Consider the following 13,556-nt stretch of genomic DNA (forward strand, 5'->3'; position numbering starts at 1 on the left):
CTTTTCGATAAAAAAAGGCGCTTATGAAAAGCGCCTTGGGTGGTCAGCCTTGTGCCAGGCCGTCGATGGCAGAACGGATGTTCTTCAGTGCCTTCACCACCAGCGCGGGGTCGGTAGCGAACGACAGACGGACATAGGGCGACATGCCAAACGCTGCGCCTGGCACGGTCGCCACTTTGGCGGCATTGAGCAAAAAGCCCGACACGGCCGCATCGCTGTCCAGCACCTGGCCTTCGGCCGTGCGGCGGCCGATCAGGCTTTGGCATCCGAGGAACAGGTAGAAGGCGCCATCGGGCACCGACGACAGGGTCAGCTCGGGCACGATGGCCAGCTCGCGGCGGATGGTCTCCAGCCGGTCAACAAAGGTCTGGCGCGCCTGGCGCACGCAGTCCTGGTCGCCCAGCAGCGCCGCTTCCGCAGCCGCCTGCGCGACCGAGGTAGCGCTGGTGCAGCTTTGCGATTCGAGCTTGTTCATGCCCCCAATAAGCTGCTCGGGGCCTGCCGCATAGCCAATGCGCCAGCCGGTCATCGCATACGACTTGGAGACGCCGTTGATGATCAGCATGCGGTCCTTGAGGTAAGGGCAGGCTTCGGCAAACGACACAAAGGGCACACCCGTCAAGATGATGTGCTCGTAGATTTCATCCGACATGACCAGCACATCGGGGAAGGCCTTGAGCACCTCGCCCAGCGCCTCCAGCTCGGCACGGCTGTAGACCGCGCCGGTGGGGTTGCCGGGGCTGTTGATGATCAACCAGCGCGTCTTGGCTGTGATGCTCTGGCGCAGTGCGTCGGGCGTCAGCTTGAAGCCCACCGCCTCGGAGCAAGGCACATAGACCGGCACGCCACCGTGCAGCGCCACGATGTCGCCATAGGACACCCAGCACGGCGTGGGCACCACCACCTCATCACCGTTCTCCAGGGTTGCCATGAAGGCATTGAAGATCAGCTGCTTGGCACCGACACCGGTGGTGATCTCGGCCACCGAGTACTCCAGCTGGTTGTCCTGCTTGAACTTCTGCGCAATCGCCTTGCGCAGGCTCTCGGTGCCGGCCGGCACGGTGTACTTGGTGGCACCGGCCTTGGCGGCGGCCATTGCCGCATCGATGATGTGCTCGGGCGTGTTGAAGTCCGGCTCACCAATGCTCAGATCGATCACATCGATGCCTTGGGACTTCATTTTCTTGGCCTGCGAGGAGATCGCCATGCTGGGCGACGATGGCAGGTTCTCGACTTTTTGACTCAGCTTCAACATAAATTCGCAATCGCTCAGTTTCTCTCAAATGCCCTTGTCATTGGGGTTGGCGTAGAGCGCCTTGGTCGACTCGCTGAGCGGGAAGTTGATGTTCACGTTGCGCGGTGGGATGGTGGTCATGAACCACTTCTGGTAGAGCGCTTCCATCTCGCCGGACTTGATCATCGCGTAGACAGTGTCATCGACCACTTTCTTGAAAGTCGGGTCGTCCTTGCGCAGCATCACGCCATAGGGCTCGGTGCGCAGTGGCTCGTTCAGAATCACGTACTGGTCGCGCTGCTGCGAGGTGGCGATAAAGCTGGCCAGCTGCACGTCATCCAGCACAAAAGCGTCGGCCTTGCCCGATTCGAACATCACAAAGGCTTCCGATGGGTCCTTGCCATAGACCTCGTTGAACTTCACGTTCTGGGCCTTTTTGTAGGCGCGCAGCAGCTGGATGGAGGTGGTGCCGGTGACAGTAGCCACATTGCGGTTTTGCAGATCGGCAATACCCTTGACCGGCGAATCCTTGCGCACCGCCAGGGTCACATTGGCCGAGAAGTAGCTGGGCGAGAAGGAGACTTGCTCTTGGCGGGCAATGGTGTTGGTCACCGGCGTGCAGTCCAGATCGACGGTGCCGTTCTGCACCAGCGGGATGCGGCTGGTGGGTGTGGTGATCAGGTACTTGATTTCCATCTTCTGCAAGCCTGCCGCTTTTTGCGCGGCCTCGGCCACCTTCAGGCAGATGTCATTGATCAAGCCGATGGGGTCCGAATTGCCGTTGACCTTGTAGCTGAAAGGCACCGACATGTCGCGCGCACCGATGGTGATGGCGCCGTTTTGCTTGATCTTCTCCAAGGTGGAGGTCTGCGCTTGCGCCAGGGAAGCAGCCAGCAGGGTGACGGCACATACGGTGGTTTTCGAGAAAAGCTTGAGCATGATTGGAAAGTAGGTTACAACAAGGCATCAGTCATGTGTTGTCTGATGACAAGGCTGAATTATGATCACAGCTATGCCCAAAAGCCCCTCGGAATTACCCGCATCCCCATCGTTGGCATCCGCGCCGGATGCCACTTTGCACGGTTGCCGCACCCCACAAGGCAGCTGCTTGGCCCACCTTCTGCCGGATCACAGCCATGCTTAAAAGCCCTTCGGAACACTCCGCTACCCCATCGATGGCTGCCGACTCCGCCACCAATCTGCGTGGCAGCCGTGCCGCCAAAGGCAGCCGCAGCCTGGCCAATTTGCTGTCGGAAGAGTTTGAAAACAAGATCCACCAGGGCCTGTTGCAAGAGGGCGACAAGTTGCCGACCGAGACTGAATTGGTGCGCAGCTATGACGTGAGCCGCACCGTTGTGCGCGAGGCGCTGTCCAAGCTGCAGGCCTCCGGTTTGGTAGAGACCAAGCATGGCATTGGCACCTTTGTGCTGCCCGCGCGCCGCACCCCCGGCCTGGTGCTGAGCGCCCACGAACTGAGCGAATCGGTCGATGTGCTGGCCGTGCTGGAACTGCGCATCAGCCTGGAGACAGAAGCCGCCGGCCTGGCCGCCACCCGGCGCCAGGAGCCGCATCTGCGCGCAATGCGCACTGCGCTGCAGGCCTTTGAACAGAACTTTGCGCTGGGCCGCGAGACCGTGAGCCATGACCTGGACTTTCACCTGAGCATTGCCAAGGCCACCGGCAACCGCTACTTCCAGGAGATCCTGCAGCACTTTGGCTCGATGCTGATTCCGCGCAACCGGATCGCCTCGATCCACATCCCCACCCGCGACCCGGACTACCTCAAGCGGGTGAACCGCGAGCATGAAGAAATCTTCTCCGCCATCGAGCGCCAGGATGCCGACTCGGCCCGCGCTGCCATGCGCATCCACCTGACCAACTCGCGCGAGCGCCTGCGCCTGGCCCAGCGCCTGGCCCAGGAACAACAAGCAACAGCGGCACCCGACACCGCGCGCTAAATCTGGCGCCAGCAAGGGCGCCCACCGCAAGGCCTTGGCCCGCCCCCCAGCAGCCCGGCGGGCGCTGCCAGCGCGGCATTCCAGCGCTGGTTATCACCTCCAAAAAACGTGGCTGCGCGTTTCCCCTAGTTCCGCAAAGCTTGGCGATCTTCATTTTGAGTTGTATGATGTCTTATATCTAAAAAGGAGACAGAGACATATGCATCGCCGTTCACACCTGATCTATTCAGCGCTGGCCCTGGCTGCCGGTAGCTTGTTATCGACTCCGCTGTTGGCGGCCGATGCCTGGCCGAGCAAGCCGATTCGGCTGATCGTTCCCTACCCACCGGGTGGAAGCTCGGACATCATTGCCCGCTCGATTGGCCAGCTGATCTCGCAAGAGCTCAAGCAGACGGTGGTGATCGACAACAAGCCCGGTGCCAACGGCAATCTGGGCGCTGAGTTTGTCGCCCGCGCCCAGCCCGATGGCTACACCTGGCTGCTCTGCGACCTGGGTGCGCTGGCGATCTCGCCATCGATCTACACCAAGCTGAGCTTTGACCCGAGCAAGGACCTGCGCGGCGCCGCCATGCTGGCCTACTCGCCGCACATGCTGGTGGTGCACCCGTCGGTGCAGGCCAGCAATCTGCAAGAGCTGGTGGCGCTGTCCAAAAAGCAGGACCTGAACTTTGCCGTCACCGCTACTGGCAGCGCTCCGCACCTGGCCGGCGTCGAGCTGGCACGGCTGACGGGCGCTAAATGGGTCTATGTGCCCTACAAGGGCGGCGTGCAATCGGTGCAAGACACGGTGGCCGGCCAGACCCAGGTGCTGATGAACGGCATGCTCGCTACCTACCCGCATGTGCAAAGCGGCAGGCTGAAGCTGCTGGGCATCTCCAAGAACACCCGCATGCCGCTGATCGCCGATGTGCCGACCCTGGCTGAGCAAGGCGCAGCCGGCTTTGCCTCGGGCACCTGGCAAGGCGTGGTGCTGCCGGCCAAGACGCCTGAAGCGGTGATCCAGAAGGTCAACCAGGCCTTGCTGACCGCCATCCGCTCGCCCGAAGTGCGCTCGCGCCTGACCGGACAGGGCGCCGAGGTGGTCACGATGACCCCGGTCGAGACCGACCAATTTTTCAAGGCCGAACGCCAACGCTGGCGCACGGTCGTCCAAAACGCCAACCTGCAGCTCGATTAAGCCGCGCCGGTTTGGCACTGTCGATTCCCCCTGTTTTTTTGAAAGTTTGATATGAGCAACATGAGCCCCCAGGATGTGAAGAGCGTGATGAGTTCCGGACTGCTGTCCTTCCCCATTACCGACTTTGATGCACAAGGCGACTTCAATGCCAAGGGCTATGCAGAGCGCCTGGAATGGCTGGCCCCGTTTGGCGCCAGCGCGCTGTTTGCCGCCGGCGGTACGGGTGAGTTCTTCTCGCTGACCGCGGACGAGTACCCCGCCATCATCAAGACCGCTGTGGACACCTGCAAAGGCAAGGTGCCGATCATTGCCGGTGCTGGCGGCCCGACCCGCTTTGCGATCCAGTGCGCCCAAGCCGCCGAAGCCGCTGGCGCCCACGGCATCCTGCTGATGCCCCACTACATGACCGAAGCCAGCCAGGAAGGCCTGGCCGCCCACGTCGATGCTGTCTGCAAGAGCGTGAAGTTCGGCGTCATCATCTACAACCGTGGCGTGAGCCGCTTCACCCCCGAAACCGTTGCCAAGCTCTGCGAACGCAACCCCAACCTGGTGGGTTTCAAGGACGGCGTGGGCGACATCGAAGCCATGTCCGCCATGTACCTGACCATGGGTGACCGCCTGGCCTACCTGGGTGGCCTGCCGACCGCCGAAGTCTATGCCGCTGCCTACAAGGCACTGGGCACGCCCGTGTACTCGTCGGCCGTGTTCAACTTCATCCCCAAGACGGCCATTCGCTTCTACGAAGCCGTGCGCACCGATGACCACGCCACCCAGCACCAGCTGCTCAAGGACTTCTTCATGCCTTACCTGAAGATCCGCAACCGCAGCGCTGGCTACGCCGTGTCCATCATCAAGGCCGGCGCCAAGCTGGTGGGCCACGATGCCGGTCCGGTGCGCGCACCGCTGGCCGACTTGCTGCCTGAAGAAGTCGACATGCTGGCAGCGCTGATCAAGAAGGTCGAAGCCTGATCGCCCTCGCCTAACCAGCCCGGCCACCATGAGCAGACACCTGCTTGTGGTGCCGGGCTCTTTCCGTTGAAAGCCCCCTCCCAACATGACTGCTACCCCACGCCCGCGCGTGCTGCAAATCGGCAAGATGCCGCTGCCCGCGCTTGATGCCGATCTGGCCCAGGAATTCGATACTACCGTGCTGAGCGCACAAGCGGACCCGCAGCAGTTCCTGGCTGACCACGGTTCGGAATTCAGCTACCTGGTCACCTCGGCCAGCATGGGCGCATCGGCCTCAGTGATACAGGCCTTGCCGGCGCTGCGCGGCATCAGCAGTTTTGGCGTGGGTTTTGATGCGCTGGACCAGGACGCGATCCTGGCCCAATCGGCCCGCGTGGGCTACACCCCCGGCGTGCTGGACGACTGCGTGGCCGACCTGGCCTTTGCGCTGCTGCTGGACAGCGCCCGCCGCCTGGCAGCGGCCGACCGCTTTGTGCGCGCCGGCCTCTGGCCCACTGAGCGTTTTGGCGTTTACACCCGCGCATCGGGCAAGCGGCTGGGCATCTTGGGCATGGGCCGCATTGGCCGCCAGGTGGCCCGCCGCGCCAGCGGTTTTGACATGGAGGTGGCCTACCACAACCGCCGCCCGCTCAGCGATTCGCCGCACCGCTATATGGAGTCACTGCAGGCACTGGCCGAGTGGTGCGATTTTCTGGTCATCACCGCCGCTGGTGGTGACGACACCCGCCACCTGGTCAATGCCAAAGTGCTGCAAGCGCTGGGCCCCAAAGGCTTTTTGATCAATGTGGCGCGTGGCAGCGTGGTCGATGAAGCGGCGCTGCTGGATGCGCTGCAACACCAGCGCATTGCCGGCGCCGGCCTCGATGTGTTCGAGGACGAACCCCGCCCCCTGCCCGGCCTGCTGCAGCAAGACAACGTGGTGCTGGCCCCGCATATCGCCAGCGGTACGCAGGAGACGCGCCGCGCGATGGCCGACTTGGTGCTGGCCAACCTGCGCAGCCTGATCGCCGATGGCCAGCCGCTGCAGGAAGTGCCCTGGTCCCAGGCGGCGGCACAGGCCCGCGCTGCCTGAGCGCCCCCTCATTACCTAACCAACTTTTAGACCAGGCCCAACCCGCTTGGCAAGCTTATGACCGCACACAACAACCTGATTAACGGCAGCTGGACACCCGGCAAGACCACCTCCCCCAACACCAACCCCAGCGACCTGTCCGACGTGATCGGCCAGTATGCGCAAGGCGATGCCAGCGATGTGGATGCAGCGGTGGCAGCAGCCATGGCGGCCTTCCCGGCCTGGAGCGTCTCGGGCATCCAGGCGCGCCATGATGCGCTGGACAAGATCGGCAACGAAATCCTGGCACGCAAGGAAGAGCTGGGCGACCTGCTGGCCCGCGAAGAAGGTAAGACCCGGCCCGAGGCGATTGGCGAAGTGGCCCGCGCCGGCCAGATCTTCAAGTTCTTTGCCGGCGAATGCCTGCGCCTGGCCGGTGAGAGCCTGCCATCGGTGCGCCCCGGCATTGGCGTGGAGATCACCCGCGAGCCCGTCGGTGTGGTCGGTCTGATCACGCCCTGGAACTTCCCCATCGCGATTCCAGCCTGGAAGATCGCACCCGCGCTGGCCTTTGGCAACTGCGTGGTGATCAAGCCCGCCGACCTGGTGCCAGGCAGTGCCTGGGCGCTGGCCGACATCATCCACCGCAGCGGCATCCCTGCTGGTGTCTTCAACCTGGTGATGGGCCGGGGCCGCATCATTGGCGATGCGCTGGTGCAGCACCCCGATGTGGCCGCGATCAGCTTTACCGGCTCGGTCGGTGTGGGCCGGGGCATTGCCGAGGCCTGCGTGAAATCGGGCAAAAAGGTGCAGCTGGAGATGGGTGGCAAGAACCCGCAGGTAGTGCTGGACGATGCCGACCTGGCCCAGGCGGTGGAGCTGTCGGCCCAGAGCTGCTTTTACTCGACCGGCCAGCGCTGCACCGCATCGAGCCGCCTGATCGTCACCGACAAGATCTACCCCGCCTTTGTGCAGGCGCTGCAAGAGCGCATGGCCAAGATCAAGGTCGGCGATGCGCGCGCCGCCGGCACCGATATCGGCCCCGTGGTGAGCCAGGCCCAGCTGGAGCAGGACCTGAGCTATGTGGAAATCGCCCAAGCCGAAGGCGCCGTGCTGGCAACGGGTGGCAGCCGCATTGCCTGCCACACCGGCAGCGGCAAGGAAGGTTTCTTCATGCAGCCCGCCTTGTTGGTGGACAGCACACCCCAGATGCGCATCAACCGCGAAGAGGTGTTCGGCCCCGTCGCCAGCGTGATCCGCGTGCAGGACTATGAAGAAGCGCTGGCGGTTGCCAACGACACCGCCTTTGGCCTGTCGGCCGGCATTGCCACCACCAGCCTGAAGTACGCGACCCACTTCAAGCGCCATGCCCAAGCCGGCATGGTGATGGTGAACCTGCCCACCGCGGGTGTGGACTACCATGTGCCGTTCGGCGGCCGCAAGGGCTCCAGCTACGGCCCGCGCGAGCAAGGCCGCTATGCGCAGGAGTTCTACACCACGGTGAAGACGGCTTACACGCTGGCTTAAACGCTGCGCCAGCACCAGGCACCTTGCGGGCATCCGGTGGCCCTCCACCCGATGCCCGCGCAGTACTTGGTCGCTCTCAGGTAATACGCTTGGCGGAAAATGGCAGGATGAAACTTCTGCCCGACCTTTCGCTGCCGGTATCTGCCGACATCAACGATCCCCAGCCCCTCATCCTCTACCACGGCCGCAACTGCCCCGATGGCTATGGCGCGGCGCTGGCGGCCTGGCTGTTTTTCTCCGGCAACGCAGAGTTTCGCGGCCTGGACCATGGCGAAATCCAGACCGTGGACGACCTGGGGCCGCTCACCGGCCGCACGATCTACATCCTCGACTTTGCCTTTGGCCCCGAGTTGCTGCGCGCCATTGAGGCCCAGGCCCACAAGCTGGTGCTGCTGGACCACCACAAGAGCGCGGCCGAGAAGCTCAACGGCTACCAATGCACCTGCGGCGTGGTGCATTTCGACATGAACAAGTCCGGCGCGCGCCTGGCCTGGGAGTTCTTCTTCCCCCAAAACCCGATCCCCGCGCTGGTGCTGCACATTGAAGACCGCGACATCTGGCGCTGGCAGTACCCCGAGAGCGGTGCCTTCCTGGCCGCACTGGACATGGAGCCGCGCAGCTTTGAGCGCTGGGCCGAGATTGCGGCCTTCAGCCCCGAGCAGCTGAGCGCCTTCATGGCCCGTGGCGGTGCGATGGACGAGAAATACCTCAAGCTCTGCAGCGACATCGCCGAAGGCGCGCAGCCGCTGGTGTTCAACGGCGTGGCCGGCCTGATGGTCAATGCGCCGGGCATGTTCCACAGCCAAGTGGGCGATATCCTCGCCAAGCAAAGCGGCACCTTTGCGCTGATGTGGAGCGCCAGCCCCAAGGGCGCCAAATGCGGCCTGCGCTCGCGCTCGGACTTCAACTGCATCCCGCTGGCCGAAAGCATGGGCGGCGGCGGCCATGCCCAGGCCTGCGGGTTCCGCATGGGGGTGGACCGCCTGCCCGAACTGCTGGCAGGCAGCCTGACCGCCCGCCCGGAAGATGCATTGCCACCACCGCGCCCTGCGCCAGCCCCGGCGCCCACTGAGACGCCATGATGCCTGCAGGCACGGCCTCGGGCACGGACAGCGACACCTGGGAGCAGCAATGCCCCCTGTGCGGCCAGAGCAATGGCTGCGCGGTGGCCCAGGGCCTGCCCGCTGCCCAGTGCTGGTGCATGACCGCCGAGATCGATCCCCAGGCCTTGCAGCGCCTGGCGCCTGCCGAGCGGGGCCAGCGCTGCATCTGCCCGGCCTGCGGGCGCGCAGAGCCGGCCCAACCCAACCCGGGTGACTGACAAGCAGCACCGGAGCGGCGCATCATGACCACTGGGCGCCCCGTGCCACTCGCACCCGCACCGGCACCCGAACCCGCACAGCCATCGCCATGCCGATAAAACACCACAATTCCCAGGAGCTGCGCAGCCTCTACGGCGAGCGCTTTCGCTGGTACCTGCTGTTCAGCGTGATGGTGGGCACGATGGCGTCGATCATCTCCTCGACCATCTTCAACGTCGCCATTCCCGCGATGAGCCAGCACTTTCAGCTGGGTCAATCGCGCGCGCAATGGGTGACCTCGTCCTTCATGGTGGCCACGACGGTGGCGATGCTGACCACCCCCTGGCTGCTGTCGCGCTATGGCTACCGCAACACCTACCTGGGCGCTGTGCTGCTGCTGATGCTGGGGGGCATTGGCGGGGGCTTTAGCAGCGACTACAACCTGGTGCTGGTGGCGCGCGTGGTTGAGGGCCTGGCGGCCGGCGTGATCCAGCCGATTCCGGCCATCATCATCCTGCATGCCTTTGCCTCGCATGAGCAGGGCCGCGCCAATGGCCTGTTTGGCATGGGCATTGTGCTGGCGCCCGCCATCGGCCCCAGCGTGGGCGGCCTGCTGGTGGACTGGATGGGCTGGCGTTCGGTGTTCTTTATGGTGGTGCCGCTGTGCCTGGCCTCGGTCTGGCTGGGACTGAAGTTTGTGCCCGTCAATGCGCCCGGCGGCGCGGCGGCCGATCGCCATGGCAAAAGCCTGGACTGGCTGGGCCTGGCCATTGCCACCACCGGCACCGTCTGCCTGCTCAATGGCCTGGTGGCACTGCACGGCACCGGCTGGCAGCAAAGCGCCGTACTGCTGGGTATTGCGCTGGTCTGCTTGCCGGTCTTCATCGCCTGGCAACGCCATCTGCTGGCCCGGGGCGGCAAGCCGCTGATGGACCTGCGCCTGTTTGCCAGCAAGCCTTTTGCGGCCGGCTGCATTGTGGCCTTTATCTATGGGGTGGCCTTGTTTGGCTCCACCTACCTGCTGCCGGTGTTCATGCAGCTGGGGCTGTCGTATTCGGCATCTGTCGTGGGCACCACCATGCTGCCCGCCGGCCTGGTGCTGGGTGGCATCATCGCGCTGGCCGGCCGCATGGCCGACCGCACCCCCGTACACTGGCTGGTGATCGGCGGGCTGTCCTTGCTGGCGCTGTCCTTTGTGCTGACCGGCGTGCTGCAACCGGGCTCGTCCCTGTGGCTGTTGGTGGGCTATACGGTGCTGGGCCGCATCGGCCTGGGCTTTATCCTGCCCTCGCTCACCCTGGGCAGCATGCGCAGCCTGGACCGCAGCCTCATCTCGCAGGGGTCGAGCAGCTTCAGCTTTCTGCGCATGCTGGGCGGCGCAGCCGGGGTCAGCCTCTGCGGTATCTTTTTGGAGTGGCGCGTCGCCTTCTATGCCAACCAGTCCCCCGCCATTGACATTGCGCTGGCCGAGCGGGTGGCGGGCTTTCGCGATACCTTTTTGATGCTGGCGGTGGTCTGTGTGCTGGCCGGCATTGCCGCACGCCAGCTGCAGCCGCGTACCGCCACCACTTCGCCATAACGCTGGAGCGAATGGTCTACACTGGGCCATCCAAGGGTTTTCAAAGAGTTTTTGCCATGTGCCAACTGCTGGGGATGAACTGCAACACCCCCACCGACATCAATTTCAGCTTCAGCGGCTTTTCGCAGCGGGCCGGCAATACCGACCACCACAGCGATGGCTGGGGCATTGCCTTTTTTGAAGAAGGCGGGCTGCGCCTGCTGGTGGACCACCAGCCGGCCGTGCAATCGCCGGTGGCCGAGCTGGTGCGGCGCTACCCCATCCACAGCCGCAATGTGATTGCGCATATCCGCAAGGCCACCCAGGGCCAGGTGCTACTGCAAAACTGCCACCCCTTTGTGCGTGAGCTCTGGGGCAAGAACTGGGTGTTTGCCCACAACGGCGACCTCAAGGACTTCCGACCGCGCCTGCACAGCCACTTTCACCCGGTGGGCGGCACCGACAGCGAGCATGTGTTTTGCTGGCTGATGCAGGAGCTGTGGAAATCCCATGCCGGCACGCCCAGCATTGCCGAGCTGACCCACACCTTGCGCGAGCTGGCCGCGCACATTGCGCCACACGGCACCTTCAACTTTCTGCTCTCCAACGGCGATGCGCTCTGGGCGCATGCCAATACCTTCCTGTGCTACACCGAGCGCGCCCACCCTTTCGCCCAAGCGCAGCTGAGTGACGAGGACCTGAGCATCGACTTCGCCACCTGCACCACGCCGCAGGACCGGGTGGCCGTGGTGGTGACCGCGCCGCTGACCACCAACGAGCAGTGGACCACGTTCGCGCCCGGTGAGCTGATGGTGTTTGCCGACGGTCGGCGCCTGCCGCTGTAAACAACAAACCCGGCAATGCCGGGTTTGGTTTATCTGAGCCTGCGCAAAGGCCTTCAGGCCAGCGCGCGCGTGATCAGAATCTTCTGCACATCGCTGGTGCCTTCATAGATCTGGCAGACCCGCACATCGCGGTAGATGCGCTCCACCGGGAAATCATTGACGACACCGTAGCCGCCGAGGGTCTGGATGGCGGCGCTGCAGACGCGCTCGGCCATCTCGCTGGCGAACAGCTTGGCCATGGCCGCTTCCTTGAGGCAGGGCTGGCCGGCATCGCGCAGGCTGGCGGCATGCCAGATCAGCTGGCGCGCGGCCTCGATCTGTGTCGCGCATTCGGCCAGGCGAAAGCCGACAGCCTGGTGGTTGATGATGGCGGTGCCAAAGCTCTCGCGCTCCTTGGCATATTGCAGGGCCACCTCAAACGCGCTGCGGGCCATGCCGACGCTTTGGGCTGCAATGCCGATGCGCCCGCCTTCGAGCGCACCCAGTGCAATCTTGTAGCCCTCGCCTTCGGCACCGATCAGGTTCTCGGCCGGGATCACGCAGTTCTCAAAATTGATCTGCGCGGTATCGCTGCTGTGCTGGCCGAGTTTGTCCTCCAGCCGCGCGACCTGGTAGCCGGGGTTGTCGGTGGGCACGATAAAGGCGCTCATGCCCTTTTTACCGGCGCCCTTGTCGGTCACCGCAATCACAATTGCCATCTGCCCGTTCTTGCCGCTGGTGATGAACTGCTTGACGCCATTGATCACATAGGCGTCGCCCTGCTTGGTAGCGGTGGTGCGCAGCGCGCTGGCATCCGAGCCGACATGCGGCTCGGTCAGGCAGAAAGCACCCAGCATCTCACCCCTTGCCAACGGGGCCAGCCATTGCTTTTTCTGCGCATCGCTGCCGTAGCGCATCAGGATGGCATTGACGGGGCAGTTGGTCACGCTGATGGCGGTGCTGGTGCCGCCGTCGCCGGCAGCGATCTCTTCGAGCACCAAGGCCAGGCTGATGTAGTCCAGCCCGGCGCCACCCAGCGCATCGGGCACGCAGATGCCGTAGGCGCCCAGCTGGGCCAGGCCCTGGTGGGCTGCCTTGGGGAAGACATGGTCGCGGTCCCACTGCGCGGCGTGTGGCCACAGCTCGGCCTGGGCAAATTCACGCACCGCATCGCGGATCATGGTCTGGTCGTCGTTCAAAAGCATGGGCTGGTCTCCGGATTTTTTGTTCTGTCGCTGTCGGGTTGGCGCGCGTTGGCCGCCTTACCAGTGTTGGGCGCGGCGGCCATCGTGGTGCAGCAGGCGGCCCTTGTCGGCATCGCTGACGGAGGCCAAGGTCTGGCGCATGTCGCTCACGCTCTGCTGCACGGTCAGGGGCGCCTCATCGCCGCCCATGTCGGTCTGCACCCAGCCTGGGTCGAGGGTGATCAGGCGCGCTCCGGGGTAGTCATGCTGGGCAGCAGCCACCGCCATGTTCAGCGCCGCCTTGCTGACCCTGTAGAGCCAGGAATAGCTGTCATCCACGCCTTCGATCTGCGACATCGACGACGAAATAAAGGCAAACACGCCGCCGCTGGCCTCAACGATGGGGCCGATCTGCGGCAGCAGCTGCATGGCGCCCAACACGTTGGTGTGCATCACCGCATCAAAATCGGCCTGCGTCGGCACCGTGAGGGCATTGGGCCGGCGGATCACACCGGCTACATACATCCCCAGGTCGATCTGCTGGCCTGCCAACGCAGTCGCCAGCGCGGTCACGCTTTCGGGCTTGAGCACATCGACCAGATAAGCCTGCGCGCCCAGCGCCTGCAGGCGCGCCTGGGCCTCGGTATCACGCACGGTGGCCAGCACCGTCCAGCCTGCCTGCGCATACTCTCGCACCAGCTCCAGGCCGATGCCGCGCGAGGCGCCAATCACCAAAATCACAGCCATTCCCACGCCCTCCTTGGCGGTTGTTG

The 13,556-nt window shown here is 64.1% G+C and carries 13 protein-coding genes; 9 read left to right on the plus strand and 4 right to left on the minus strand.

The window, feature by feature from the left end; genetic code table 11:
* Positions 1 to 43: 43 nt before the first annotated feature.
* Both HS961_RS23360 and HS961_RS23365 read right to left on the minus strand, forming a co-directional pair.
* The gene (locus HS961_RS23360; protein WP_182325781.1) at positions 44 to 1,255 is read right to left on the minus strand and encodes a pyridoxal phosphate-dependent aminotransferase; all 1,212 of its coding nucleotides are present in this window, start codon (positions 1,253 to 1,255) and stop codon (positions 44 to 46) included.
* Between the two features lie 24 nt (positions 1,256 to 1,279).
* Entirely contained in the window at positions 1,280 to 2,173 is an 894-nt protein-coding gene (locus HS961_RS23365) for an amino acid ABC transporter substrate-binding protein (RefSeq protein ID WP_182325782.1), read from the minus strand.
* A 236-nt stretch (positions 2,174 to 2,409) separates the two neighbouring features.
* On the opposite strand from HS961_RS23365, the gene HS961_RS23370 reads away from it, so the two are divergent.
* The 9 genes from HS961_RS23370 to HS961_RS23410 all read left to right on the plus strand — a co-directional run bounded on the left by HS961_RS23370 (position 2,410) and on the right by HS961_RS23410 (position 11,620).
* The gene (locus HS961_RS23370) at positions 2,410 to 3,192 is read left to right on the plus strand and encodes a FadR/GntR family transcriptional regulator (protein WP_182328411.1); all 783 of its coding nucleotides are present in this window, start codon (positions 2,410 to 2,412) and stop codon (positions 3,190 to 3,192) included.
* A gap of 199 nt (positions 3,193 to 3,391) precedes the next feature.
* Positions 3,392 to 4,369, plus strand: coding sequence for a Bug family tripartite tricarboxylate transporter substrate binding protein (locus tag HS961_RS23375; RefSeq protein WP_182325783.1), 978 nt, complete (start codon positions 3,392 to 3,394; stop codon positions 4,367 to 4,369).
* Between the two features lie 60 nt (positions 4,370 to 4,429).
* Entirely contained in the window at positions 4,430 to 5,338 is a 909-nt protein-coding gene (kdgD, locus tag HS961_RS23380) for a 5-dehydro-4-deoxyglucarate dehydratase (protein ID WP_182328412.1), read from the plus strand.
* A gap of 85 nt (positions 5,339 to 5,423) precedes the next feature.
* Positions 5,424 to 6,410, plus strand: coding sequence for a 2-hydroxyacid dehydrogenase (locus HS961_RS23385; protein WP_182325784.1), 987 nt, complete (start codon positions 5,424 to 5,426; stop codon positions 6,408 to 6,410).
* Positions 6,411 to 6,467: 57 nt separating this feature from the next.
* The gene (locus HS961_RS23390; protein ID WP_182325785.1) at positions 6,468 to 7,916 is read left to right on the plus strand and encodes an aldehyde dehydrogenase family protein; all 1,449 of its coding nucleotides are present in this window, start codon (positions 6,468 to 6,470) and stop codon (positions 7,914 to 7,916) included.
* Between the two features lie 107 nt (positions 7,917 to 8,023).
* Positions 8,024 to 8,998, plus strand: coding sequence for a DHH family phosphoesterase (locus HS961_RS23395; RefSeq protein ID WP_182325786.1), 975 nt, complete (start codon positions 8,024 to 8,026; stop codon positions 8,996 to 8,998).
* The gene (locus HS961_RS23400) at positions 8,995 to 9,237 is read left to right on the plus strand and encodes a cysteine-rich CWC family protein (RefSeq protein WP_412101618.1); all 243 of its coding nucleotides are present in this window, start codon (positions 8,995 to 8,997) and stop codon (positions 9,235 to 9,237) included. Before HS961_RS23395 ends, HS961_RS23400 begins: the two co-directional genes overlap by 4 nt.
* Before the next feature lie 89 nt (positions 9,238 to 9,326).
* Entirely contained in the window at positions 9,327 to 10,796 is a 1,470-nt protein-coding gene (locus tag HS961_RS23405; protein WP_182325787.1) for a DHA2 family efflux MFS transporter permease subunit, read from the plus strand.
* A gap of 56 nt (positions 10,797 to 10,852) precedes the next feature.
* Entirely contained in the window at positions 10,853 to 11,620 is a 768-nt protein-coding gene (locus HS961_RS23410) for a class II glutamine amidotransferase (protein ID WP_182325788.1), read from the plus strand.
* Between the two features lie 53 nt (positions 11,621 to 11,673).
* Here HS961_RS23410 and HS961_RS23415 read toward each other — a convergent pair whose 3' ends face one another.
* Together HS961_RS23415 and HS961_RS23420 are read right to left on the minus strand one after the other, a co-directional pair.
* Complete coding sequence (locus tag HS961_RS23415) at positions 11,674 to 12,804, minus strand: acyl-CoA dehydrogenase family protein (protein ID WP_182325789.1); 1,131 nt, start codon at positions 12,802 to 12,804, stop codon at positions 11,674 to 11,676.
* A gap of 57 nt (positions 12,805 to 12,861) precedes the next feature.
* On the minus strand, positions 12,862 to 13,530 hold the full coding sequence (locus HS961_RS23420) for an SDR family oxidoreductase (protein ID WP_182325790.1): 669 nt from the start codon (positions 13,528 to 13,530) through the stop codon (positions 12,862 to 12,864).
* Positions 13,531 to 13,556 lie beyond the last annotated feature (26 nt).

The sequence above is a fragment of the Comamonas piscis genome (assembly GCF_014109725.1).
Classification (GTDB): Bacteria; Pseudomonadota; Gammaproteobacteria; order Burkholderiales; family Burkholderiaceae_C; genus Comamonas; species Comamonas piscis.